The sequence below is a fragment of the Pseudomonas sp. 1 genome (assembly GCF_056626735.1).
On the sequence record NZ_JBWXMQ010000004.1, the window covers coordinates 108664 to 135127 of the forward strand.

Annotated in this window: 21 protein-coding genes; 2 read left to right on the forward strand and 19 right to left on the reverse strand. The window is 62.1% G+C overall.

Annotated features, from left to right (window positions below):
* Positions 1–21: 21 nt before the first annotated feature.
* The 17 genes from mdoH to hutC all read right to left on the reverse strand — a co-directional run bounded on the left by mdoH (position 22) and on the right by hutC (position 21774).
* Positions 22–2592, reverse strand: a complete 2571-nt coding sequence (gene mdoH, locus AC1MDC_RS07855) for a glucans biosynthesis glucosyltransferase MdoH (RefSeq protein ID WP_085702684.1) — start codon at positions 2590–2592, stop codon at positions 22–24.
* The gene (locus AC1MDC_RS07860; protein WP_085684400.1) at positions 2585–4399 is read right to left on the reverse strand and encodes a glucan biosynthesis protein G; all 1815 of its coding nucleotides are present in this window, start codon (positions 4397–4399) and stop codon (positions 2585–2587) included. The genes mdoH and AC1MDC_RS07860 overlap by 8 nt, the downstream gene beginning before the upstream one ends.
* Before the next feature lie 321 nt (positions 4400–4720).
* On the reverse strand, positions 4721–5158 hold the full coding sequence (gene dtd / locus AC1MDC_RS07865) for a D-aminoacyl-tRNA deacylase (RefSeq protein ID WP_085698093.1): 438 nt from the start codon (positions 5156–5158) through the stop codon (positions 4721–4723).
* A complete protein-coding gene (gene pip / locus AC1MDC_RS07870) occupies positions 5155–6126 on the reverse strand; it encodes a prolyl aminopeptidase (RefSeq protein WP_085698092.1) in 972 nt (323 codons plus the stop codon). Before pip ends, dtd begins: the two co-directional genes overlap by 4 nt.
* A gap of 104 nt (positions 6127–6230) precedes the next feature.
* On the reverse strand, positions 6231–7148 hold the full coding sequence (locus AC1MDC_RS07875) for an alpha/beta hydrolase (protein WP_480392797.1): 918 nt from the start codon (positions 7146–7148) through the stop codon (positions 6231–6233).
* Complete coding sequence (locus AC1MDC_RS07880; RefSeq protein WP_085702686.1) at positions 7148–8095, reverse strand: choline ABC transporter substrate-binding protein; 948 nt, start codon at positions 8093–8095, stop codon at positions 7148–7150. The genes AC1MDC_RS07875 and AC1MDC_RS07880 overlap by 1 nt, the downstream gene beginning before the upstream one ends.
* Before the next feature lie 275 nt (positions 8096–8370).
* The gene (gene hutG / locus AC1MDC_RS07885) at positions 8371–9171 is read right to left on the reverse strand and encodes an N-formylglutamate deformylase (RefSeq protein WP_480392798.1); all 801 of its coding nucleotides are present in this window, start codon (positions 9169–9171) and stop codon (positions 8371–8373) included.
* 10 nt (positions 9172–9181) lie between these two features.
* Entirely contained in the window at positions 9182–10387 is a 1206-nt protein-coding gene (hutI, locus tag AC1MDC_RS07890) for an imidazolonepropionase (RefSeq protein WP_480392799.1), read from the reverse strand.
* Between the two features lie 145 nt (positions 10388–10532).
* Complete coding sequence (gene hutH, locus AC1MDC_RS07895) at positions 10533–12065, reverse strand: histidine ammonia-lyase (protein WP_127796658.1); 1533 nt, start codon at positions 12063–12065, stop codon at positions 10533–10535.
* Positions 12066–12195: 130 nt separating this feature from the next.
* On the reverse strand, positions 12196–13719 hold the full coding sequence (gene hutH, locus AC1MDC_RS07900) for a histidine ammonia-lyase (RefSeq protein WP_480392800.1): 1524 nt from the start codon (positions 13717–13719) through the stop codon (positions 12196–12198).
* A 182-nt stretch (positions 13720–13901) separates the two neighbouring features.
* Positions 13902–14732, reverse strand: coding sequence for a quaternary amine ABC transporter ATP-binding protein (locus tag AC1MDC_RS07905; protein ID WP_085684013.1), 831 nt, complete (start codon positions 14730–14732; stop codon positions 13902–13904).
* A complete protein-coding gene (locus AC1MDC_RS07910) occupies positions 14729–15580 on the reverse strand; it encodes an ABC transporter permease (protein ID WP_085698084.1) in 852 nt (283 codons plus the stop codon). The genes AC1MDC_RS07905 and AC1MDC_RS07910 overlap by 4 nt, the downstream gene beginning before the upstream one ends.
* 84 nt (positions 15581–15664) lie before the next feature.
* Entirely contained in the window at positions 15665–16633 is a 969-nt protein-coding gene (locus AC1MDC_RS07915) for an ABC transporter substrate-binding protein (protein WP_085702691.1), read from the reverse strand.
* Positions 16634–16703: 70 nt separating this feature from the next.
* Entirely contained in the window at positions 16704–18176 is a 1473-nt protein-coding gene (locus tag AC1MDC_RS07920) for a purine-cytosine permease family protein (RefSeq protein WP_085698082.1), read from the reverse strand.
* Between the two features lie 177 nt (positions 18177–18353).
* Entirely contained in the window at positions 18354–20051 is a 1698-nt protein-coding gene (gene hutU / locus AC1MDC_RS07925; RefSeq protein ID WP_227234167.1) for a urocanate hydratase, read from the reverse strand.
* A 446-nt stretch (positions 20052–20497) separates the two neighbouring features.
* Positions 20498–21067 (reverse strand): HutD/Ves family protein, encoded by a 570-nt coding sequence (locus AC1MDC_RS07930; protein ID WP_085702693.1) that lies wholly within the window; start codon positions 21065–21067, stop codon positions 20498–20500.
* A complete protein-coding gene (hutC, locus tag AC1MDC_RS07935; protein ID WP_170844914.1) occupies positions 21064–21774 on the reverse strand; it encodes a histidine utilization repressor in 711 nt (236 codons plus the stop codon). The genes AC1MDC_RS07930 and hutC overlap by 4 nt, the downstream gene beginning before the upstream one ends.
* A gap of 146 nt (positions 21775–21920) precedes the next feature.
* Between hutC and AC1MDC_RS07940 the strand changes: the two genes are divergently transcribed.
* Positions 21921–23285 carry a formimidoylglutamate deiminase gene (locus AC1MDC_RS07940; RefSeq protein WP_085702694.1) on the forward strand — a complete coding sequence of 455 codons (1365 nt, stop codon included), beginning with the start codon at positions 21921–21923 and terminating at the stop codon, positions 23283–23285.
* A gap of 61 nt (positions 23286–23346) precedes the next feature.
* Here AC1MDC_RS07940 and AC1MDC_RS07945 read toward each other — a convergent pair whose 3' ends face one another.
* A complete protein-coding gene (locus AC1MDC_RS07945; RefSeq protein ID WP_085702695.1) occupies positions 23347–23916 on the reverse strand; it encodes a lipocalin family protein in 570 nt (189 codons plus the stop codon).
* Between the two features lie 31 nt (positions 23917–23947).
* Positions 23948–24202, reverse strand: a complete 255-nt coding sequence (locus tag AC1MDC_RS07950; RefSeq protein ID WP_007952486.1) for a hypothetical protein — start codon at positions 24200–24202, stop codon at positions 23948–23950.
* Between the two features lie 282 nt (positions 24203–24484).
* Between AC1MDC_RS07950 and AC1MDC_RS07955 the strand changes: the two genes are divergently transcribed.
* Entirely contained in the window at positions 24485–26377 is a 1893-nt protein-coding gene (locus tag AC1MDC_RS07955; RefSeq protein ID WP_218191826.1) for a methyl-accepting chemotaxis protein, read from the forward strand.
* Positions 26378–26464 lie beyond the last annotated feature (87 nt).

Genomic DNA, 26464 nt, shown 5'->3' on the forward strand with positions numbered 1-26464 from the left:
CGCTTTCGCGGGGTTTCTTCATCAGGCCGGTTGCGCCTGCAAGCTCACCGGCTTGAGCGGCAGCAGCGGCGCATGGGGATCGGCTTTCACCGAGGCCCGCCAGGCGTCCAGCCACTCGGCGTGGCCTTCGGCCCACACCTGCTCGTGCAGACGGGCCAGGGCCACCGGATCGCTCAGCAGTTGCAGGCGCTCATGGTTGTTCAGCCCGGCCGGGCCGACCTTGATCGCGTGACGCACACGTTCCTGACGCAGCCATTCGATCGGCTCGGCCTCACCGTGACGCGAGGTCGCCAGCGAGCACGCCAGGGCGTTCTGCTGCGGATCGACCACGGCGCGGATGAAGCCATCGTTCAGCGCGTGCCAGCGGTTTTCGTGGGTGTACTGATCGGTGGCCAGCAGCGCCTGTGGCGGATTGTATTCCTCGGGGATGAGGAACAGGCTCTCGTCACGGGATTTGAGGCCCAAACCGACGCGGCTGGAAATCACCGACACCGGAATCGACAGCATCAGCGAACCGACGATCGGCACCAGCCACCACAGGAAGCTCGGGTTCAGCCAGATCACCAGCAGCGCCCAGAGGAAGCCCAACAGGGTCTGCGGACCGTGACGCTTGACCGCTTCGCTCCACGGCGTCGAATCGTCGTCACGCTGCGGCGAGTTCCAGGTCGCAGCCCAGCCGAGGAACGCGGCGAGCACGAAACGGGTGTGGAAAATCATCCGCACCGGCGCCAGCAGCATGGAGAACAGCATCTCCAGCAGCATCGACAGAGTCACCTTAAACTTGCCGCCGAACTCTTTCGCGCCCTTGGCCCAGATCAGGATGACGCTCAACAGTTTCGGCAGGAACAGCAGCACGATGGTCGTCGAGAACAGCGCAATCGCTTTGTCCGGGTGCCATTGCGGCCACAGCGGATACAGCTGACGCGGTTCGAGGAAGTACTGCGGCTCCATCAGCGTGTTCACCGCCAGCAGCGCGGTCGACAGCACCAGGAAGAAGAACCACAACGGCGCCGACAGGTAGGACATCACGCCGGTCAGGAACACCGCGCGGTGCACCGGGTGCATGCCTTTTACCAGGAACAGGCGGAAGTTCATCAGGTTGCCGTGGCACCAGCGACGGTCACGCTTGAGCTCGTCGAGCAGGTTCGGCGGCAGTTCCTCGTAGCTGCCCGGCAGATCGTAGGCAATCCACACGCCCCAGCCGGCACGGCGCATCAGCGCGGCTTCAACGAAGTCGTGAGAGAGGATCGCACCGGAGAACGCACCCTTGCCCGGCAACGGCGCCAGGGCGCAGTGGTCGATGAACGGCTTCATACGGATGATCGCGTTGTGACCCCAGTAGTGGGATTCACCCAGCTGCCAGAAGTGCAGACCGGCCGTGAACAACGGACCGTACACGCGGGTGGCGAACTGCTGCATGCGTGCATACAGCGTGTCCATGCCCGAAGCGCGCGGCGCGGTCTGGATGATGCCGGCGTCCGGAGTGGCCTCCATCAGGCGCACCAGACTGGTCAGGCACTCGCCGCTCATCACCGAGTCGGCGTCGAGCACGACCATGTACTTGTAGTCACCGCCCCAGCGACGGCAGAAGTCGTCGAGGTTGCCGCTCTTGCGTTTGACGCGGCGGCGACGGCGGCGATAGAAGATCTTGCCGAAGCCCTTGGCTTCGCGGCAGACGTCCAGCCAGGCCTGCTGCTCGGCAACGCAGATGTCGGTGTCGTTACTGTCGCTGAGGACGAAGAAGTCGAAACGGTCCAGATCACCGGTAGCCGCGACCGACTCGAAGGTCGCGCGCAGACCGGCGAACACCCGAGGCACGTCTTCGTTGCAGATCGGCATCACCAGCGCGGTGCGCGCGTCTTTCGGAATCGGCTCGTTACCGGCACTTTTACCGGAGATCCGGTACTTATCGTGACCAGTGAGCAATTCGAGGAAGCCCATCAGCGCGGTCCAGAAACCGGCCGACACCCAGCAGAACAGAATCCCGAACATGATCAGGATGCTGGTCTGCAGCGCATACGGCAGCACTTGCGTGGCGGTTTGCAGCAGCGGTTGATGCAGGACTTCTTCCAGATCGACAAACGACCAGCCCTGGTACGGCATGATGCCTTTCATGTACCAGCCGGCGACGATGGTCTGACCCAGCATCAGCAGCAAAAGAATGTAGCGACGGATCGAACCGACCGTGCGCCAGCGCGCCGCCGGCAGCACGTTGGCGTCCTTCGGCGGTTTCGGCGGATTGGTCCGGCCGGTCAGGCGGCGCCAGCCACGCACCAGAATGTTGGTGCGCCACGGTTCCGGCACGACCTTGGTCCGACGGATCGGCGGCGTGGCCTTCATGCTGATCCGGCCGCTGGCGTCGAGCACCAGCATTTCCGCGTCTTGCAGCTCTTCGGCGGTGCTCAGGATCAGGCGCTTGCCCACCGAAGCCTGGGCGGCTTCGGTCGGAGCGTCAAAGGTCTTGGACGACAGGCGTTCATGCAATTCGCTGAAGGACTGGCAGCCCGCGAGTTCCGCGCGCTGCTCGTCGGTCATCGGCAGATGCGCCAGGTACTCGGACAGAGTCTCTGGCTGTACTTGAGAGTTACTCATCGGCAGGCAACTGATAGCTCCAGGTCTCGGTCAGGACTTCTTCAGTCGGTGCCGATTCCGGTGTGGCTGGGGCCGCGTCCGCAGCGGCTGGCTGCTTGGCGTCTTTGTTGGCCTTGTCCTTGGCATCTGCAACCGGCTTGGCGTCGGCCTGTTTGGCCTCGGCGGCCTTGGCTTCCTTGTCGGCTTTCTCTTGTTGCTTGGCGGCAACCTTGTCGGCCTTGGCCACCGACGAATTGGACGTCGGTACCGAAGACTTGGCCAGATCAGCGGTAACCACTGGCTGCACCAGCGCTGCGCGCATCTCGGTGGACTTGCTCGGGTCCTTGATCTTCATCCGCAGGGTCAGGCGCCAGCCCTTGGTTTCCGGGTTGTAGCGCACGCTGTTCTCGACCAGTTCGGCGTTGTCGCCGACGCTGACCTGGCTGCGAACGTCCGCATCCGGGGCCAAAGCGGCCAGGGACGGGCCCTCGAAGTCGATCAGGTAGGCAACGCTGCCATCCGGCTGACGGATCAGGTTCGATTGCTTGACGTCACCCGTGGAGCGCAGGGTCTGGTTGACCCAGGCGCTGTCCGGCGCGTGCAGCGCGGCTTCGTCGATGGTCCAGTGCATGCGGTAGGCGAAGTCCAGCGGCTGGCCCGGCTCCGGCAGTTTTTCCGGGCTCCAGAACGCAACGATGTTGTCGTTGGTTTCGTCGGCGGTCGGGATCTCGACCAGATCGACGGTGCCTTTGCCCCAGTCGCCCTTCGGCTCGATCCAGGCGCTTGGGCGCTTGTCGTAGCGGTCGTCGAGGTCTTCGTAGTGGCTGAAATCACGGCCACGTTGCAGCAGACCGAAACCACGCGGGTTCTCGACGCTGAAGTTGCTCACGGCCAGGTGTTTCGGGTTGTTCAGCGGACGCCAGATCCACTCGCCATTGCCGGCATGGATCGACAGACCGCTGGAGTCGTGCAGCTCACGACGGTAGTTGAGCACTTTCGACGGCTGGTTGGCGCCGAACAGGAACATGCTGGTCAGCGGCGCAATGCCAAGCTTGCCGACCTTGTCACGCAGGTACATCTGGCCCTTGACGTCGACGATCGTGTCGCTGCCCGGACGCAGGATCAGACGGTAGGCGCCGGTCGCACGCGGCGAATCCAGCAGGGCGAAGATCACCAGGTGCTTGTCGCCCGGCTTCGGCTGCTGAATCCAGAACTCGCGAAAACGCGGGAATTCTTCGCCGGACGGCAGAGCGGTATCGATCGCCAGGCCACGGGCCGACAGGCCGTAGGTGTGACCCTTGCCGACGACGCGGAAGTAGCTCGCGCCCAGCATGGTCATGATTTCGTCTTGCTTGTCAGCCTTGTTGATCGGGTACAGCACACGGAAACCGGCGTAGCCCAGTTGTTCGGTGGCCTTCGGATCGAACTGCAGGTCGCCGAAATCGAAACGGCTCGGATCGTATTTGATCTCTTCGACGGTGTTCGCGGTGATTTCGTTGATTTTCACCGGCGTATCGAAGTGCATGCCCTGATGATAGAAGGACAGCTTGAACGGGGTCTTCTGGTCGGCCCATTCGGCTTTTTCGGTGCGGAAACGAATCTTCTGATAGTCCGCGAATTTCATCTCACGGAATTCGTTTGGCAGGTTGCTGCGCGGGGCTTCGAACTTCTGCCCGGCCAGCTCTTTGGCCTTGGCCGACACATCGTCAAGATTGAATGCCCAAAGCTGGCCGGCGCTGAGCAGGCAGAGTACTGCCGAGCCCGCTACCAGAGCGCTGCGCAAGCGTTTGGCAGACAATTTTGCTGCATTACAGGGACTAACAATCACGAGCAACCCTCGCCGAAAACAGATCAATAAACCAACGGCCAGATGAAGTGCCTGTGAGGGATTCGGTACAAAAAAACCGACCTTTCAGGGCACCCTTGCCAAGTTGGCGAGCATTGTTCCGACTCCGCTGGGTCAAAATGATTCCCCAATCGGATCCGGACAAGTCTCTACCTAAGTCAAAATGGACCAACGAACGCTGATCCCCGTAGCGCGCGATTATCTAGTAGCCCGCGTGACAACGCATCAGGGGTAACAAAGTATTTATCGCGAAAATTCCCTGTTTTCAGTCGAAAAGCCCTTAAAAAGATGTTTCAAGCGCTTTCATGTCTGTAACAGGAAGGTGACCGGGCCATCGTTGACCAGGTGCACCTGCATATCCGCGCCGAATCTACCTGATGCCACTGTGCCATGCATCTGTTTCGCTTTGCTTAATAGATAGTCGAATAACTCCTCGCCCAACGCCGGAGGGGCGGCGGTCGAGAAACTCGGGCGCAACCCGCTTTTGGTGTCGGCGGCGAGGGTGAACTGAGAGACCAGCAGCAACCCGCCGCCCACATCCGTCAGGGACAAATTCATCTTGCCCTCGGCATCACTGAACACTCGATAGTTAAGCAGCTTATGCAGAAGTTTGTCGGCGCTGGCCGGTGTGTCGTCGGGTTCGACCGCCACCAGCACCAATAACCCCTGATCGACACTGCCAACCACCTCGCCCGCCACTTCGACCCGCGCGCCTTTCACGCGCTGCAGCAGACCTTTCATGCTTCTTCAGGCGGCAGGTCAAGCAGACGCCGGGCCATTTTGCTGGCGGCGCGCACCAGTGCATCGGTGATGCCCGGTTCGGACGCGGCGTGGCCGGCGTCGCGGATCACCTGCAGCTCACTGTTCGGCCAGGCCTGATGCAGTTCCCAGGCGTTGTCGAGCGGGCAGATCACGTCGTAGCGACCATGGATGATCACGCCCGGCAGATGAGCAATCTTGCCCATGTCGCGAATCAACTGGTCTGGTTCAAGGAACGCATTGTTGGTGAAGTAGTGGCATTCGATCCGCGCGATCGACAACGCGCGCTGCGGCTCGGAGAATCGGTCGACCACCAGCGGATTCGGGCGCAGGGTCGCGGTGCGCCCTTCCCAGGTCGACCAGGCCTTGGCCGCGTGCATCTGGGCGATCTGGTCGTTGCCGGTCAGGCGCTTGTGGAAAGCGCTGAGCAGGTCATCGCGCTCGTCCAACGGGATCGGTGCGAGGTAGTCCTGCCAGTAATCGGGGAACAGACGGCTGGCACCGGCCTGGTAGAACCATTCGATTTCCTGCGGACGGCAGAGAAAAATCCCGCGCAGGATCAGACCATGCACGCGCTCCGGGTGAGTCTGCGCGTAGGCCAGCGCCAGGGTCGAACCCCAGGAACCGCCGAACAGCACCCATTTATCAATGCCCAGGTGTTTGCGAATGCGCTCAAGGTCTTCGACCAGATCCCAGGTGGTGTTGTTTTCCAGGCTGGCGTGGGGCGTGGAGCGACCGCAGCCGCGCTGGTCGAAGGTGACAATGCGATACAGGTTCGGATCGAAGTAGCGGCGACTCTGGGCGTCGCACCCGGCGCCGGGACCTCCGTGGATGAACACCACCGGCAAACCTTCCGGTGAACCGCTTTCGTCGACGTACAGCGTATGGGTGTCATCGACGGCCAGATCGTGCCGTGCGTGAGGTTTGATCTGCGGAAACAAAGTCTGCATTGCGCGCTCCGTAAGGGGTCGAGGTCATCCCTGGGGGGACTTCTATTATTCTGCCGTCCGGCATCATAAACCCGATTTACGTCAATGAGCATGCCCGCGCGCTGTCACAATTTGTCAGCCATGAACCCCAGCAGGTTCTCGAAGAGACGATCGACCTCGGCGACCTGATGCCGCGCTCGCAGGCAGCCGTGAACCAGCCCTTCGCCGTAGTACAGCGTTGCGTCGACGCCCGCCGCGTTCAGCCGTTCGGCGTAGCACACGCCGTCGTCACGCAGCGGATCGAACTGCGCCACCGCGATCCAGGCCGGGGGCAACCCACCGAAGTCCTCGGCCAGCAACGGCATCGCATAAGCGTTCGGCTTCGCAGTGCCGCGCAGGTACAAGGCGTGATAGCAATCGACATCGCTGCTGGCGAGCAACGGCCCATCGGCGCATTCGCTGCGCGACGGTAACTGCTCGTCGCCACCCAGCCCCGGATAGATCAAGACCTGCGCGCCCGGCAGCGGCTCGCCGGCATCGCGCAGCGCCAGGCACAACGCCGACGCCAGATTGCCCCCGGCGCTGTCGCCCGCCACCAGCATCCGTCCGGGATCGAACCAGAACGGCCCGCTGCGCAATGCGCGCCAGACGCTCAGACAATCCTCGAAACCGGCCGGGAACGGATGCTCCGGCGCCAGCCGATAATCCACCGCGACCACCATCGCCCCGAGCGCCATGGCCAGCTCGCAGCAGATGAAATCGTGGGAATCCAGTCCGCCGACCACCCAACCGCCACCGTGCAGGTACAACACGCATGGCCAGCCACTGGCCGGTGGCTGGACGGGCGGGCGATACGAACGCACCGCCACTCCGCTCAACTGGAAATCCACCACCTCCAGCCCCGCCGGCCGTTCGGGCGTGAAGGCGCGGCACATCTCGTCATAGGATTTGCGCAACCCGCCGAGGCTGCTGTCATCGCTGGCAAAGCCTTCGGTCCTGGCGACGAACGCCGCCATCGACGGCGAGAGTGGATAAGTGCCCATCAGTTTTTCAGGCTGGCCTGAACCGTGGCCACGCCATCCTTGCCATCGAAACTGCTGACCCCCGCCAGCCAGCGTTGCAGGTCTTCGGGATGCTCACGCAGCCAGGTCCTGGCCACTTCCTGCGGTGTCTTGCGCTCCATGATCGGCACCATCAACTGGCTTTCCTGAGCCGCAGTGAAGGTCAGGTTTTCCAGCAGTCGATGGACGTTCGGGCAGCGCTCGGCGTAGTCCGGCGCGGTGACGGTGGAGACGGTGGCGGCGCCCTCGTTTGGACCGTAGACGTCTTCGCTGCCGGTCAGGTAGGTGATCTTCATGTTGATGTTCATCGGATGCGGGGTCCAGCCGACGAACACCACGAATTCCTTGCGGTTCACCGCTCGTTGCACGGCAGCGAGCATGCCGGCCTCACCGGATTCGATGATCTTGAAATCCTTCAGGCCGAAGTGGTTGGTTTCGATCATGGTCTTGATCGTGGTGTTGGCGCCGCTGCCGGGCTCGATGCCGTAGATCTTGCCGCCGAGCTGATCCTTGAATTTCGCGATGTCGCCGAAGGTTTTCAGCCCGGCCGCCGCGACGTAGTCCGGCACTGCCAGCGTCGCCTGGGCATCCGCCAGACTTGGCTTGTCCATGACCTTGACCTGATTGGCGGCGAGAAACGGCGCGATGTTCTTGTCCATCGCCGGTTTCCAGTAGCCGAGGAAGATATCCAGACGCTTGTCGCGGATGCCGGCGAAGATGATTTGCTGCACCGCACTGGTCTGCTTGCTTTCATAACCGAGGCTGTTGAGCAGCACGTCGGCCATGCCGCTGGTGGCGATCACGTCGGTCCAGTTGACCACGCCCATGCGCACGGTTTTGCAGGAAGCATCGTCGGAAGCCATGGCGCCGGCGCTGAGCAGCGCACTGCTGGTGAGGATTAACGCACAACGAGTGAACAGTTTTTTCATGTGGGATCGTCTCGTGCGGCAGCGGGTTATTGTTCGGATCGGTGTCTTCTTGCACCGTGGCCGAAACATTACGCAGCAGACGAGACGGAAAAACGAACTGTGGCGACCGGGATTTGCACGGTGGCGACTGTTTGGCAGCGCCCCCAGACCGCTCACTCACTGCAGATCGTTCCCACGCTCCGCGTGGGAATGCCTCAAGGGACGCTCCGCGTCCAGTGACGCGGAGCGTCACGGGCTGCATTCCCACGCAGAGCGTGGGAACGATCAGAGCAGACTCAGTTGTAGTGCTTCGCGCCCCAGGCGAGCAATCCCTGCAGCAATTCCTTCAACACCACCCGAGTCGGCTGCGCCAGGTCGGCGCGGTAGCGGAACGGTTCGAACTCTTCCATATAGGTGCACTGGCCCAGTTCCAGTTGCACGGCGTGGATGTCATCGGCCGGGTTGCCGTAATGACGGGTGATGTGGCCGCCCTTGAAGCGCCCGTTCAGCACATGGGTGTAAGCGTCGTGGCGGGCGCAGATCGCTTCCAGTTGCGTGGCCAGTTGTGGATCGCAGCTGGCGCCATTGAAGGTGCCGAGGTTGAAGTCAGGCAGCTTGCCGTCGAACAGGTGCGGGATGATCGAGCGGATCGAGTGTGCATCGAACAGCAGCGCGTAACCGAATTCGGCCTTCAGCCGCGCCAGCTCTTGCTGCAAGGTGCGGTGATACGGCGTCCAGATCTGCTCCAGATACGTCGCACGTTCTTCTTTCGACGGCTCCTTGCCTTCCTTGAACAACGCAATGCCATCGAACAGCGTCGCCGGATACAGACCGGTGGTGGCGCCGGCGTACAGCGGTTTGTCGTCGGATGGCCGGTTCAGGTCGATGACGAACCGCGAATACTCGGCCGCCAGTGTGCTGGCGCCCAGTTCGGCAGCGAAATCGTAAAGCTGCGGAATGTGCCAGTCGGTGTCCGGCAGGCTTTTCGCGTCCGGGATCAACCCGGCCTCGACCGCCGGGGTCAGGCGCACACCGGCGTGGGGCATGCTGATCAGCAGCGGTACGCGACCTTGTTTGAAGTTCAGAACCTTATCCACAACCGCTCTCCTACAGACTTGATTCAACGCCGTGACGCACGACGCGCTTGTCCAGTTCACCACCCAGCCAGTACGCCAGATCCGCCGGGCGGTCGATCTGCCAGGCGACAAAATCCGCGACCTTGCCGACCTCCAGCGAACCGTGGGTTTCGGCCATTCCCAAAGCTTGCGCCGCGTGAATCGTGGCGCCGGCCAGGGCTTCTTCCGGGGTCATGCGGAAGCAGGTGCAGGCCATGTTCAGCATCAGGCGCAATGACAGCGCCGGCGAAGTGCCGGGATTGAGGTCGCTGGCGATGGCGATTTTCACCTTGTGTTTACGCAGGGCTTCCATCGGCGGCAACTGGGTTTCACGCAGGAAGTAGAACGCGCCCGGCAACAACACCGCGACAGTATCGGACTTGGCCATGGCAATGGCGTCGGCTTCGTCCATGAACTCCAGGTGATCGGCGGACAACGCGTGATAGCGCGCGGCCAGACTTGAGCCGTGCAGCGACGACAATTGCTCGGCGTGCAGCTTCACCGGCAGACCGAGCTTTTGCGCGGTGATGAACACCCGCTCGACCTGTTCCGGGGAGAACGCCAGGTATTCGCAGAACGCATCCACCGCATCCACCAGGCCTTCGGCGGCCAGCGCCGGGAACATCTCGGCGCAGATGTGATCGATGTAATCGTCAGCGCGATCCTTGTATTCCGGCGGCAAGGCGTGAGCGGCCAGGCAGGTGCTGCGCACGCTGATCGGCAGCTCGGCGGCGAGGCGACGGATGACCCGCAAAATCTTGCGCTCGCTGGCCAGATCGAGACCGTAGCCGGATTTCATTTCGACCGTGGTCACGCCGTCGCGCATCAGGCTTTTCAGGCGTTTGGCGGCGCTGGCGAACAGCTCGTCTTCCGAAGCTTCACGGGTGGCGCGCACGGTGCTGGCGATGCCGCCACCGGCCGCTGCGATCTCGGCGTAGCTGACGCCTTGCAGGCGCTTCTCGAACTCGCCGCTGCGGTTGCCGCCGAACACGGTGTGGGTGTGGCAGTCGATCAGGCCGGGGGTGACCCACGCGCCTTGCAGGTCATTGACCGCCGGGTATTCGCCGGACGGCAATTGGCTGCGCGGGCCGATCCACTCGATGAGCGCACCGGACGTCACGATGGCCGCATCCTCGATGATCGAGTAGACGCCTTGCGCCATGGTCGCGACGTGGCAGTGTTGCCAGAGGGTTTTCATCCCAAGTCCTCGTCTTGTGATCGTTCCCACGCTCTGCGTGGGAATGCCTCAAGGGACGCTCCGCGTCCAGTGACGCGGAGCGTCACGGGCTGCATTCCCACGCGGACGGTTCGACGCCTCGACGTGGGAACGATCAGTGGTGGGGTTAAAGGCTCGGCAGCAGTTTCGCCGGAACCAGTTCGGTCAGAACCCGCGACGCCAGCAGTTCAGTCGCCGCATTGATGTCCGGCGCGAAGAAGCGGTCCTTCTCGTAGAACGGCACTTCGCGACGCAGAATCCCTCGGGCCTGCTCCAGTTTGGCCGAGGTCTTCAGACCATTGCGCAGGTCCAGCCCCTGCACCGCCGCCAGCCATTCCACCGCGAGAATCCCGCGCGTGTTCTCGGCCATTTCCCACAGGCGCTTGCCGGCGGCCGGAGCCATCGAAACGTGGTCTTCCTGGTTGGCAGAAGTCGGCAGGCTGTCCACCGAATGCGGATGGGACAACGCCTTGTTTTCACTGGCCAGGGCCGCAGCGGTCACCTGGGCGATCATGAAGCCGGAGTTCACGCCACCGTTGGCCACCAGGAACGGCGGCAGTTGCGACATGTGTTTGTCCATCATCAGCGAGATACGGCGCTCGCTGAGGGAGCCGATTTCGGCGATGGCCAGGGCCATGTTGTCAGCGGCCATGGCCACTGGTTCGGCGTGGAAGTTGCCGCCGGAAATCACGTCGCCTTCGGCCGCGAACACCAGCGGGTTGTCGGATACGGCGTTGGCTTCGACAGCCAGCACTTCGGCGGCCTGACGGAACTGGGTCAGGCACGCGCCCATGACTTGCGGCTGGCAACGCAGCGAGTACGGGTCCTGAACCTTTTCGCAGTTCTGGTGCGAGTCGGAGACTTCGCTGCGCTCGCCCAGCAGATCGCGGTAAGCGGCAGCGGCGTCGATCTGGCCTTTCTGGCCGCGGGCAGCGTGGATGCGTGCGTCGAACGGCGAACGCGAACCGAGCACCGCTTCCACCGTCAGCCCGCCCAGCGCCAGCGCGCCGGCGAACAGGTCTTCACCTTCGAACAGACCACGCAGCGCAAACGCGGTGGAAACCTGTGTGCCGTTGAGCAACGCCAGACCTTCTTTCGCCGCCAGGGTCAGCGGGGTCAGGCCGGCGACTTTCAGCGCTTCGGTCGCTTCCATCCACTCGCCCTTGTAGCGCGCCTTGCCCTCGCCCAGCAGCACCAGCGACATGTGCGCCAGCGGCGCCAGGTCACCGGAGGCACCGACCGAACCTTTCAACGGAATGTGCGGGTAAACCTCGGCGTTGATCAGGGCGATCAGCGCATCGATCACCACCCGACGGATGCCGGAGAAACCACGGCTGAGGCTGTTGACCTTGAGCACCATGATCAGGCGCACCAGCTCATCGCTGATCGGCTGGCCGACGCCGGCGGCGTGGGACAGCACCAGCGAACGCTGGAGGTTTTCCAGGTCTTCGCTGGCGATACGGGTCGAGGCCAGCAGGCCGAAACCGGTGTTGATGCCGTAGGCGGTGCGGTTTTCCGCAAGGATCTGCTCGACGCACGCCACGCTGGCTTCGATCTGCGCGCTGGCGCTGTTGTCGAGGGTCAGCTTGACCGGGTTCTGATAAACGTCACGCAGTTGGGCCAGGCTCAGTTGGCCGGGGATCAGGTTCAGCGCAGTCATTTAAATGCTCCTTTTGAGGCATTCAGCTCTTAGTTAAAGAGAAACTACCAGTCGCTCCGGAGCATTCCGTTATCCGTCGCTTTTCGTCTTTTGGACGATCCGCGCCTTGGCACGCTGGTATGGGTAGTTGTCAGTGCAGATTCGGTAATGCGTTGTGCAGCAGGTTCGAGTCTTTCAGAACGCTAGCGGCGGCGGCGATGTCCGGTGCCAGCCAGCGGTCCTGATCGTAGGCCGGGACTTTTGCGCGCAGCAGTCGCCAGGCGGTATCGGTGCCCGCGCCGAAGCGCTGTTCCTTGAGGAACTCAAACGCCTGGGCCGCCAGCAGGTATTCGATGGCGAGGATCTGCGTGCAGTTTTCCAGCGCGCGGTGCAGCTTCAGCGCGGCGTTGGTACCCATGCTCAAGTGATCTTCCTGCAGGCCCGAGGTGACGTAGTTGTCGAGCACCGCCGGTTGCGCCAACTGGCGGTTTTCCGCGCACAGCGATGCGGCGACGTATTGCACGATCATCATCCCGGAGTTCACCCCCGGATTAGCCACCAGAAACGCCGGCAGACCGCTGACGTGCGGGTTGATCAGGCGATCCAGACGCCGCTCGGCAATCGAGCCGATTTCGGCCATCGCAATCGCCAGCAGATCCGTCGCCAGCGCCACCGATTGCCCGTGCGGGTTGGCCTGGGACATCACCCGGAAGTCGTCCGGCGTGCCCAGCAGCAACGGATTGTCGGTGCAGCCGTTGAGTTCGGTTTCGATCTGTTTGATCGCGTGTTCCAGTTGATCGCGCGCGGCACCATGCACCTGCGGGATCGAGCGGATGCTCAGGGCATCCTGAGTGCGAATGCCTTTGCTCGCGGCGATCACTTCACTGCCATCGAGCAAGGCGCGCAGATTGACGCCGACCTGCTGCATGCCCGGATGCGGCTTGAGCGCGATGATCTCGGCATCGAATGCGGCGATCTGGCCGCGCTGGGCTTCGAAGCTCATGGCGCCGATCACATCCGCCCATTGCACCAGACGCGTGGCGTCGGCGATCGCCAGGCAACCGAGGCCGGTCATGCACGGCGTGCCGTTGACCAGGCACAGACCGTCCTTCGCCCCGAGCTGCACCGGTTGCAGGCCCTCTTCGGCCAGCGCCTGCTGCGCGGACACCACTTGCCCGCGATAGCTGACATTGCCCACGCCCAGCAGCGCAATGCCGATGTGCGCCATGTGAGTCAGGTAACCCACCGAACCCTGGGACGGCACTTGCGGGGTGACGCCGCGATTGAGCAGCGCCAGCAACGCCTCGACCACCCGGCGATGAATACCGGATTTGCCGTGGCTGTAGTTGCGGATCGCCGAGCACATGATCGCGCGCGTCTGCTCATCGGTCAGTACCGGGCCGACGCCGCAGGCATGGCTGAGCAAGGTGTTGCGCGACAGCTGGCTGAGCTGTTCGTCTTTCAGCGAAACGTTGCACAGCGCACCGAGACCGGTGTTCACGCCATAGGCGCGCTCGCCGCTGGCAACGATGCGCTGGACGATGCCCTGTGCGTTTTCAATGCGCGCCCAGGTCTGCGCCGACAGCTCGAGCTGCGCGCCGTGACGGGCGACTGCGACCACATCCTGCCAACGCATCGGAGCGTCGGCGATAACGATTTTTTCAGCCTGGGACATCTAAAACCTCTTGGACTTGATCGTTCCCATGCTCTGCGTGGGAATGCCGCTTGGGACGCTCCGCGTCCCGCTCTCAACGCAAGACTGGAGTCCTGCGCAATGGTGACGCGGAGCGTCACGGTATGCATTCCCACGCAGACGGTTCGACGCCTCGACGTGGGAACGAGCCTGCCGTAAAACCTTTAAACCACCGCCGCCCGGCGCTGCACGAACCGGTCGACATATTCGTCCGCCGGCGAATGCAGGATCTCTTTCGGCGTACCGACCTGGATCAGGCGGCCGTCCTTGAGAATCGCGATGCGGTTACCGATGCGCACGGCCTCGTCGAGGTCGTGGGTGATGAAGACGATGGTCTTGTGCAGGGTCTTTTGCAGCTCCAGCAACTGGTCCTGCATCTCGGCGCGGATCAGCGGATCGAGTGCACTGAACGCTTCGTCCATCAGGATGATGTCGGTGTCCGCCGCCAGGGCGCGAGCCAGGCCCACACGTTGGCGCATGCCGCCGGAGAGCTGGTGCGGGTATTTGTTTTCGTAGCCCTTGAGGCCCACGGTGTTGATCCAGTGCAGCGCGCGTTCGGCGCACAGCTGCTTGCTCTCGCCGCGCACTTTCAGGCCGTAGGCAACGTTGTCGAGGACGGTCTTGTGCGGCAGCAGGCCGAAGCTCTGGAACACCATGCTGATCTTGTGCCGGCGAAATTCGCGCAGGGCTTCCATGTCGTATTGCAGGATGTCCACGCCGTCCACCAGGATCGCGCCGCTGGTCGGGTCGATCAGGCGGTTGAAGTGGCGCACCAGCGTCGATTTGCCGGAGCCGGACAGGCCCATGATCACGAAGATCTCGCCGGTGCCGATGCTCAGGGACAAGTCGTTGACCCCGACCACGCAACCGGTTTCGTTCAGCACCTGATCCTTGGTCTTGCCCTGGCCGACCATCGCCAGAGCGTCCGAGGCACGATTGCCGAAAATCTTGAAGACGTTTTTGACTTCGATCTTGCTCACGGTTGCGTTGCTCATTTGCTCACCTCATGCCGTGGCCGACCATATGCCTGGGTAATGCGGTCGATGACCACTGCGAGAATCACGATCGCCAGACCGGCTTCCAGGCCACGTCCGACGTTGAGGGTCTGAATGCCCACCAGCACATCTTCACCCAGGCCACGGGCGCCGATCATCGAGGCGATCACCACCATCGACAGGGCCATCATGGTGGTCTGGTTGATCCCGGCCATGATGCTCGGCAGGGCCAGCGGCAGTTGCACGCCGAACAGTTGCTGCCAGCGGTTGGCGCCGAAGGCGTTGATGGCTTCCATCACTTCGCCGTCGACCTGGCGGATGCCCAGATCGGTCAGGCGGATCAGCGGCGGCGCGGCGTAGATCACGGTGGCGAAAATCGCCGGTACCTTGCCCAGGCCGAACAGCATCAGCACCGGAATCAGGTACACGAAGCTGGGCATGGTCTGCATGATGTCAAGCAGCGGCATCAGCACCGAACGCAGGCGATTGCTGCGCGCCGAGAGAATCCCCAGCGGTACGCCGATCAGCACCGAAATGACCGTCGCCACCATCATCAGCGCGAGGGTCTGCATCAACTTGTCCCACAGACCGACAGCGCCGACCAGGAACAACAGACCGACGATCACGGCGGTGGTCACGGCTTTGCGCGTTGCGTGCCAGGCCACGACACCGACGATGGCCAGCATCAACCACCACGGCGCGGCGCGCAGCAGGCCTTCAAGATTGACGATGGCCCACAGCAGGGTGTCGGAGATATGGCGGAACACATCGCCGTAGTTGGTGACCAGCGCATCGACCCAACCGTTGACCCAGTCGGCGATGGAAAAGGTAAAGCTTTCGGGAAACATAAGCGGCTCTCAATCAGGAAACTCAATCAAGCGATTGCGGCGAATATCCCGGCCCGCCTCTCGGTTGGCCGGGAGGAATTCGACCTACAGCGCCGCTTCGATTTTCTTGGCAGCGTCTTCACTCACCCACGCATGCCAGACCTCAGGATGTTCCTTGAGGAAGATTTTCGCCAGTTTTGGCGACTCGATACGTTCCTTCGCCATGCGGCCCAGATTCTGGTTCAGCAGGTCGATCGGCAGGTTGACCTTTTCCAGCACGGCCACCAGTTCCGGGGCTTCGTCATGGAAGGTCTTGGACAGGCCAACCTTGATGGTCACGGTCTTGTCGACGCCCGGTTTTTCTTCCAGTTTCACCGCGTCGATCTGACCCATCAGCGGGGTTGGCGTCCAGTAGTAGAACAGGATCGGCTCGCCACGCTTGTAGCTCGACAGCACGGCCGCATCCAGCGCCGGGCCGGTGCCGGGGCGGAAGTTGGTGTAGCTGTTTTCCAGGCCGTAGCTTTTCAGCATTTCGCTGTTGTCCAGCTCGCAGGTCCAGCCGGCCGGGCAGTTGTAGAAGCGGCCTTTGGAAGGCTCTTCGGCGTCCTTGAAGACGGCGGCGTATTTGCCCAGGTCGGCGATGTTTTTCAGGTCCGGCGCCTTGGCTTCCAGCTTGCGCTTGGCATCGCCTTCGATCACGTAGCGCGGCACGTACCAGCCTTCCACTGCACCGACCACCGGGGCGCCGACACCGACGACCTTGCCGGCCTTCTCGGCCTTGTTCCAGACCTCGCTGCGGCCGACCCATTCTTCGGCAAAGATCTGGATGTCGTTGCTGCTCAGGGCGTTTTCCATGGTGATGGAGTTGCCCGGCAGGCTGTCGGTCTTGCAGTCGTAACCTTTCTCCAGCACCACCTGCAGAACGTCGGTCAGCAGCATGCCGCTTTCCCAGTTCAGGCCGGCGAATTTCACCGGTTTGCCGGACTCGCACCAGCCGGCGGCCTGGGTCGCGCCAGCGCTGGCCAGCAGGCCCATGGAAAGCAATGTGGTCAGCAGGGTCTTGTTCGATTTCATTGTTGTGACGCTCCTAATCATGAATTGGCTTACGGCAGTCAAGAGGCATCCAGCCCTGTCCACGTCCAAATCAGGCCTGCGCCGCAGCGCGACCGGCCCCGCTTGTTTTAGGTTGTACAACGCTGTTCTGCTCGACGGGCAGAATCAGTCGATCGGGTACGGTGCCGTGCCATTTTTTCGCGCAGACGTAGTACAGCGCTGCGGGCAGCACGAGACCGATGATCCAGGAAATATCCACATCCCCCAGGGCCGCTACCAATGGACCGGTATAGAACTTGGTGGAAATGAACGGCAGTTGCACCAGCACCCCGAACACATAAACGCTGATACCGAGGATGTTCCAGCGGCCATAGCGACCGTTCGGATCCGCCAGCGCCGGTACGTCGTAGCGCTCGCGGGTGATGCAGTAGTAGTCCACCAGGTTGATCGCACTCCACGGCGTGAAGAACGCCAGCAGGAACAGGATGAAGGACTTGAACGCACCGAGGAACGAATGCTGGCCGAGCAGCGCAATCAGGGTCGCTGCGCCGACGATCACCAGCACGAACACCAGGCGCTGCATCCGGGTGACCGTCAGGTGGCCACGGAAGCCGCTGATGATGGTCGCGATGCACATGAAGCTGCCGTAGGAGTTCAGGGTGGAGATGGTGACCTTGCCGAACGCGATGCTGAAATACAGCAGCGCGGCAGTGGCACCGGTCCCGCCCAGACCGACGATGTAAGCGACTTCATGCCCGGCGAATTGCCCGTTGGCCGAAGCGGCTGCGAACACACCGAGGATCATCGCCACCTGCGCGCCGATCACCGAACCGGCACCGGCGGCGAAAAAGGTTTTCACCGAAGACACCTTGCTCGGCAGGTAGCGCGAGTAGTCCGCCACGTACGGGCCGAAAGCGATCTGCCAAGAGGCCGCGAGCGAAACCGCCAGCAGGAAACTGCTCCAGCTGAAGTGACGGATTTCCAGAAGTGCGCCGACGTCCACCTGACTCATCAGGCGGCTGAACAGGTACACGAAAGCGATCACACCAATGGCACTGGCGATCCGGCCGATCCAGTGAATCACCCGATAGCCGAGCACCGTGACCACCACGATGACGCTGGCGAACAGCAGGATGCCGACGGTGTCGCTGACCCCGAACAACTGGCCCAGCGCCTGACCCGATAGCACGGTTCCGGTGGCGGTGAAGCCCAGATACATCAGGCACACCAGCACGATCGGGATCGCCGCGCCGTAGACGCCGAACTGCACCCGGCTGGAAATCATCTGCGGCAGGCCAAGCTTCGGCCCCTGTGCCGCGTGCAGCGCCATCACCCCTCCGCCCAGCAGTTGACCGATCAGCAGACCGATCAACGACCAGAACACATCACCGCCCAGCACCACGGCCAGGGCCCCGGTGACAATCGCGGTGATTTGCAGGTTGGCACCCATCCACAGGGTGAACTGACTGAACAGACGACCGTGTCTTTCCGCTTCCGGGATGTAGTCGATCGAACGCCTTTCGATCAACGGTTTACTGCCTGCACGATCGGTGTTGCCTGCCATGATTCAACCTCTGTGGATTGTTTTGATTGTTCACTAAGCTTCTGTAGGGCAGCTTTTCTGTGGGAGCGAGCTTGCTCCGGGCGGCGATCCGACGAAAGCAATTTGTCAGTCAGCACAGATACTGAATGTGCCGGCCTCTTCGCGAGCAAGCTCGCTCCCACACAAAGCCAAAGCCCTTTATTTGCCGGTGATCATCGGCAGGTTCAGCCCTTGTTCCCTGGCGCAGTCGATGGCGATCTGGTAACCGGCATCGGCGTGACGCATGACACCGGTGCCCGGGTCGTTGTGCAGAACGCGAGCGATACGCTCGGCCGCTTCGTCAGTACCGTCGCAGACAATCACCATGCCCGAGTGTTGGGAGAAGCCCATGCCGACGCCGCCGCCGTGGTGCAGGGACACCCAGGTCGCACCGCTCGCGGTGTTCAGCAGCGCGTTGAGCAGCGGCCAGTCGGAGACGGCATCGGAGCCGTCCTGCATCGATTCGGTTTCACGGTTCGGGCTGGAGACCGAGCCGGAGTCGAGGTGGTCGCGACCGATCACGATCGGAGCCGACAGCTCGCCGCTGCGCACCATTTCGTTGAACGCCAGACCGAGCTTGGCGCGCAGGCCCAGGCCGACCCAGCAGATACGCGCCGGCAGACCCTGGAAGCTGATGCGCTCGCGCGCCATGTCCAGCCAGTTGTGCAGGTGGGCGTCGTCCGGGATCAGCTCTTTGACTTTGGCGTCGGTCTTGTAGATGTCTTGCGGATCACCCGACAGCGCAGCCCAGCGGAACGGGCCGATACCACGGCAGAACAGCGGACGGATGTAGGCCGGAACGAAGCCCGGGAAATCGAATGCGTTTTCGACGCCTTCTTCCTGAGCCATCTGACGGATGTTGTTGCCGTAGTCGAAGGTCGGCACGCCCATTTTCTGGAAGTCGAGCATGGCTTTGACGTGAACGGCCATCGATTGCTTGGCGGCCTTGACCACAGCGGCTGGCTCGGTCTTGGCGCGGGCGCGGTATTCATCCCAGGTCCAGCCGGCCGGCAGATAACCGTTGAGCGGATCGTGGGCGCTGGTCTGGTCGGTGACCATGTCCGGGCGCACGCCGCGCTTGACCAGTTCCGGAAGGATTTCAGCGGCGTTGCCGCACAGGGCGATGGAAACAGCCTTGCCTTCGGAAGTGTATTTGGCGATGCGGGCCAATGCGTCGTCGAGGTCTTTGGCCTGCTCGTCGACGTAGCGGGTCTTCAGGCGGAAATCGATGCTGATCTGCTGGCATTCGATGTTCAGCGAGCAGGCACCGGCGAGGGTCGCGGCCAGTGGCTGGGCGCCACCCATGCCGCCGAGGCCGGCGGTCAGTACCCACTTGCCGGTGAGGTTGTCGTTGTAGTGCTGGCGACCGGCTTCAACGAAGGTTTCGTAGGTGCCCTGGACGATGCCCTGGCTGCCGATGTAGATCCAGCTGCCGGCGGTCATCTGGCCGTACATGGCCAGGCCTTTGGCGTCGAGTTCGTTGAAGTGTTCCCAGGTCGCCCAGTGCGGCACCAGGTTGGAGTTGGCGATCAGCACGCGCGGGGCGTTGCTGTGGGTCTTGAACACGCCGACCGGCTTGCCCGATTGCACCAGCAGGGTTTCGTCTTCGTTGAGGTTGGTCAGGCTCTCGACGATCTTGTCGTAGCACTCCCAATTACGCGCCGCGCGGCCGATGCCACCGTATACCACCAGCTCTTTCGGGTTCTCGGCGACTTCCGGGTCGAGGTTGTTCATCAGCATGCGCAGCGGCGCTTCGGTCAGCCAGCTCTTGGCGGTCAGCTTGTTGCCGCGGGCGGCGCGGATTTCGACGTCACGATGCTTTGTGAATGAAGAAGTGGTGCGGTTGTTGTCAGTCACGAAAAAGACTCCTCAGCGATCAATTCAAACCAACCCTGGCAGTGGGCAAGCAGCCTGTGCGCATCAGTGCGCGGCAAGCGAATCAGTGGACGCTGCGGAGAGTCTCGTTCGACTCATACGCATACGTCTTTACTTGTACATACAAGCATATGCAATCAAGCGGCCAACTTGTTGGAGGACCGTTCAACAAAAATCCAGGACAGGTCTGCAGAGCGCCTGAATCAAGGGCTCCGGCGTTCATGAATTTTTTCGCGGGGTGGATTGAGGACAGCGACAGGTTGTTACGAAAGCGTGGCTTTGCGCCACGCTGGGGCGTTCGGTAACAAGTTGGTGCGCATTTCGGGAACGTCGGGACGAAAAAAAACCGCTGCTTTCAAAGCAGCGGTTTTTGATCGTTGATCGTTAGATCGTTCCCAGGCTCTGGTGCGAACGAGCAGTAGAGAGAATCAGCGCGCAGACAGTTCAATCACGCAGCAACCGGCATTGACGGCAATCTCGGTCAAACCGGTGTTACCGTCCAGTTGCAGGCAGTCATGGCGGCCGAGTTGCGAGGCGCCGCCACCGACCGTGACTTCCAGCCGTTCACTGACGCTGAAGACCAGCACCGTGCTCGCCGAACTGAAAAACCGCAGTTCGCCGTCCAGCCATTGCAGGCGTGCGCTGTAACGCTGCGGCGAGTAGATCAGGTTGAAGTCGCGGATCGCGCCGCCGAGCAAGGTGCAGGACACCTGGCTCTCGCCGCTGAAGGCAAACGGGTCGAGGGGTAACAACGGCCGGGTATCGTCGCCGTCGACACACAGGGACATGCCGTCGCCCTGCAATACCGTGATTACCCGCTGGTAACCGGCGAAGGTCGAGAAACCGCCGGATTCGGCGATGTCGGCAATCGACAGACGCCAGCCGAAACCGTCGAGGCCGGCGCCGGCGTCACGGGTGATTTCCTCGGTGCTGCCGCCGCCGTTTTTCCACGGCATGCGCGGGTAGCCTTCGGCGCGTAGAACCTTCAACTCTTTCATTTATGGAACCGACCTTCCAGACGATGACGGGAACCGGGGTGGATCAGGCGCGCCGCCGTCACCGGCTGACGACCCGACCAGGTACGACGGCGGATCAGCAGGCATGGCTCGCCTTTTTCGATCTGCAGCAATTTGCATTCGGACGCTTCGGCGAGGATCGCTTCAACCACGTGCTCGCCTTCGGTCAGCGGCGCGACCTGGTTCAGATAGGCGTAAGGCGTTTGCAGGGTGAAGTCCTGCTTGAGGTATTCCGGAGCCACCAGCGCGTTGACGAAGCGGTCTTCGATCTGCACCGGAATGTCGTTTTCGTAGTGCACGATCAGCGAGTGAAAGACCTTCTGCCCTTCGCGCATGTCCAGCGCCAGCGCGCGCTCGGAACCGGCGGCCTCTTCTTCCAGGGTGATCACCTGGCAAGTATGGCGATGGCCACGGGAGGCGATTTCGTCGGCGATGTTGTGTACTTCGAACAGCGCGGACTGGCTCTTCGGTTCGGCGACAAAAGTACCGACGCCTTGCATGCGCACCAGCAGGCCGTCGGCGGTCATTTCCCGCAGCGCGCGGTTGATGGTCATGCGGCTGAAGCCCAACTGGCTGACCAGCTCGCTTTCCGACGGCACGCGGTAATGCGGCGGCCAGTTACCGCTGTCGATCTGTTGAGTGATCATCTGTTTGACGCGGGCGTACAAGGGCGCCGGACTGTCGCCCATGTTCGCGGCCAACGGGGAGACTGGAGGCGGAGTCGGCACGGTGGATCCCTGTTCATTGGATGAAAGTTGCTAGCTTGCCGGAGTTTACCGGGCAGGCAAACGTCTGTATATGTATATACAAATAACACACGATGGGGTGCCGAACCATGTCCGCCTTCTTTGCCGAACGCGCGCTGCTGCCTAACGGATGGGCCAACAATGTACGTCTCGAGGTCAGCGCCGATGGCGTGTTGACCCGAATCCAGGCCGATTCCACCGCAGATGGCGCCGAACGGCTGAGCGGTCCGCTGCTGCCGGGGATGCCGAATCTGCACTCCCACGCGTTCCAGCGAGCGATGGCGGGACTGGCGGAAGTGGCCGGCAACCCCAACGACAGTTTCTGGACCTGGCGCGATCTGATGTATCGGCTCGTCGGAAAAATCAGCCCCGACCAGCTCGGGGTGATTGCCCGCCAGCTGTACATCGAAATGCTCAAGGCCGGTTACACATCGGTCGCCGAATTCCATTACGTCCACCACGATAACAACGGCCAGCCGTACGCCGACCCGGCCGAGCTGGCATTGCGCATCAGCCAGGCGGCCAGTGCCGCCGGCATCGGCCTGACATTGCTGCCTGTGCTTTACAGCCACAGCGGTTTTGGCGGCCAGACGCCGAACGAAGGTCAGCGCCGTTTCATCAACAGCACCGAAAACTACCTGAAACTGCAATCGCGCCTGCAACCCCTGCTCGCGCAGCAAAAGGCGCAGTCGCTGGGCCTGTGCTTCCACTCTTTGCGCGCGGTCACCCCGCAGCAGATCAGCGAAGTGCTGGCAGCCAGCGACAAGCAATGCCCGGTGCACATCCACATTGCCGAACAACAGAAAGAAGTGGACGACTGCCTAAGCTGGAGCGGTCGCCGCCCGCTGCAATGGCTGTATGAAAACACCGAAGTCGATCAGCGCTGGTGCCTGGTGCACGCGACCCACGCCAATCCGGAAGAAGTCACGCTGATGGCCAGGAGCCGCGCCATCGCCGGTCTGTGCCTGACCACCGAGGCCAACCTCGGCGACGGTATTTTCCCGGCGGTGGATTTCCTCGCGCAGGGCGGGCGCATGGGCATCGGCTCAGACAGTCATGTGTCATTGAGCGTGGTGGAAGAATTGCGTTGGCTGGAATACGGCCAACGCCTGCGCGATCAGCGGCGCAACCGCTTGTATGGCGCAGATCAGCCGATGGTCGGGCGCACGCTGTATGACGCGGCGCTCGACGGTGGTGCTCAGGCGCTGGGCCAACCGATCGGTGCGCTGGAAGTCGGCAAGCGAGCTGACTGGATTGTGCTCGATGGCAGCGATCCATACCTGGCCACGGCCAGTGGTGACGGGATTCTCAATCGCTGGCTGTTTGCCGGTGGCGACCGTCAGGTGCGCGATGTGCTGGTCAACGGTCAGTGGGTCGTGCGCGAGGGGCGACATGCCGAGGAGGAGGACAGCAATCGCGCCTTCACCCAGGTCTTGCGAGAGCTTTTGGGCTGACACAAAACCTCTGTTCTGATCGCTCCCACGCAGAGCGTGGGAGCGATCAGAACAGGAGAAGTCAGTTGGACGTCTTGGCCATCTGCTGATCCGACGTACGCCAGATCAGGCGCGTGGTGTCGTAACCCTGCTGGCGCGCCTTGCTCAACAGTTCCTCACGCACCACACCGTTGACGGTCGGCGTGCGCGACAACAGCCACAGATAGCGGCGACTCGGGTCGCCGACGAGAGCGGTCTTGTAGTCATCGCTGACGTACAGCACCCAGTACTGACCCTTCGCCACACCCGGAATCAGACGCGAGAACCAGGTATCGAACTCGACCCACAACTTGTCGGTCTTGCCCGGCACCTGTGGATAAGCCGTGCCTTTGACTTCTTCCCACGTCCAGTCCGCCGTCAGGCAGCGGTTGTACACCGCGACATTGCCGTCGGGCTTGAGGGAATATCGGGCTTCGGATTGTGCGCAATTGCGCTGGAAATACATCGGCAGACGCGCCAGTTCGTACCAGGTGCCCTGGTAACGCTTGAGATTGACACTGTTGACCGTCTTCGGCGCCAGCGGATCTTCACCGGACGTGGCGCAGCCGGCCAATACCAGGCCGGCCAAAAGGACAAGCAATAACCGCTTCATTGTTTTTCTCCCGTGGGCGCGAAGCCCCGGTTTACTTCAGGCCTTGGCCGGAAAACATCAGCACTTTGTCACCGGCGTACTGCACGCTGATAAAGCTGTTCTTGTCGCCCCAGGTGCAACTGGACATGCCGAGCGCGCCCGAGCAATCGGTGGGCTTGCCGAGCAGCGTCTCGACTTCAGCCTTGGCCATGCCGGCCGAGAGCTTCGAATAGTTTTCCTGATTGACCTTGCTGCATGCAGCCAACAGCACGCAAAACGACAGCAGGGCGATAGATCGCAGCGACATGGTGTAACTCCTGGAGCGGAAGGGGGATGGCATGGCGCCAACCAGAAGCTTAGAAGAGAAAACCCCTGTCTGGTTCCCTGGCAGGCCGGCTATTTGTTAACCCGCTCGTCCGGCTTTCGCCGATAAATCAGACAGTTTGTAAAGCTGTTGAGCATTTCGTCGCCTTTCGCAAAAGGCGCCTAATCTTTGGCGCGCGGCGGTCGAAATAAGAGCAGCGCAAAGCCCCAGAGTGTGGCAAATTGCCGCCCTTTCTTGACCAGCCCCTTCGCGGTAGCTCCCTTAATGACCAGAAACATGAAATTCAGCCACAAGATCTTGTTGGCTGCCGCCCTCGTGGTGGCCGTTGCATTCGCCTGTTTCATTTTGTTCAACGACTATCGCCAGCGCGAAGCCCTGCAAAGCAGCACCGAAGCGTCGATGCAGGAACTGGGCAGTCTGACCACCAGCAACATCCAGACCTGGCTGGAAAGCCGCATCCAGTTGCTGCAATCGATGGCGCAACAGGTCGTCGCCGACGGCAACGCCCCGGCCAGCCTGAAACGCATCATCGACCTGCCCGCCTACACCGGCAATTTCCAACTCAGCTACTTCGGCGGCGCCGACGGCGTGATGCTCTCGGTCCCGGCCGGCAACCGTGCGCCGGATTACGATCCGCGCGCCCGTGGCTGGTACAAGGCAGCCAATGCTGCACAACAGACCATCGTCACCGAGCCGTACATCGCCGCCTCGTCGGGCAAACTGGTGATCACCGTGGCCACGCCGGTGCAGCGCCAGGGCCAGATGATCGGTGTGGCCGGCGCCGACATTGATCTGTCGAGTGTCAGCGCGATCATCAACTCACTGAACTTCGGCGGCCACGGTCACGCGTTCATCGTCAGTGCCGACGGCAAGATCCTGATCCACCCGGACAGCAAACTGGTGCTCAAGACTCTGGCCGAGGCCTATCCCAACGGTGCGCCGAAAGTCAGCCCGGGCCTGAAGGAAGTCGAGTTCGACGGCAAGACCCAACTGATCTCCTTCACCCACGTCAACGGCGTACCGTCGGCCGACTGGTACGTGGCGCTGGTGCTGGACAAGGACACCGCGTTCTCGATGCTCAGCGAATTCCGTACCTCGGCGCTGATCGCCATGGTCATCGCCGTGGTGATCATCATCGCCCTGCTCGGCATGCTGATCCGTGTGTTGATGCAGCCGCTGCTGACCATGGGCCGCGCCATGCATGACATCGCCGAAGGCGAAGGCGACCTGACCAAACGCCTGATCATCCACGGCCACGATGAATTCGGTGCGCTGGGCTTGTCGTTCAACCGTTTCGTCGAGCGCATTCACACCTCGATCCGCGAAGTGTCGTCGGCCACCGGGCAAGTCAACGAAGTCGCACTGCGCGTAGTCGCCGCGTCCAACTCGTCGATGTTCAACTCCGACCAGCAGGCCTCGCGCACCAACAGCGTGGCCGCCGCGATCAACCAGCTCGGCGCCGCCGCCCAGGAAATCGCCCAGAACGCCGCCCTCGCCTCGCAACACTCCAGCGACGCCCGCAGCCTGGCCGAAGACGGCCAGCAGGTGGTGGATAAAACCATCCACGCGATGCAGCAATTGTCGGCGAAGATCAGCGACTCCTGCGGCAACATCGAAACCCTGAACAGCAACACTGTGAACATCGGGCAGATTCTGGAAGTGATCACCAGCATCTCCCAGCAGACCAACCTGCTGGCGCTCAACGCGGCCATTGAAGCAGCCCGTGCCGGTGAAGCCGGTCGTGGTTTCGCCGTGGTGGCCGACGAAGTCCGCAACCTGGCGCATCGCACCCAGGATTCGGCACAGCAAGTGCAGAAGATGATCGAAGAGCTGCAAGTCGGTGCGCGTCAGGCGGTCGGCATCATGACCGAGAGCCAGCGTGAGAGCGAAAGCAGCGTCGGCATCGCCAACCAGGCCGGCGAACGCCTGGGCAGCGTGACCCAGCGCATCGGCGAAATCGACGGCATGAACCAGTCGGTGGCGACCGCGACCGAAGAGCAGACGGCGGTGGTCGAGTCGATCAACGTCGACATCAACGAGATCAACACGCTGAACCAGGAAGGGGTCGAGAATTTGCAGGCGACGTTGCGCGCTTGTGCGGATCTGGAGCAGCAGGCTGCGCGGTTGAAGCAGTTGGTGGGTAGTTTCCGGATCTAAGGCGTCCGAAGCTGTCTTCGCGCGTAAACCCGCGAAGACGGAACAACACGCTTGTCACCTCGGCCTGACTCAGGACTGAATTAAGAC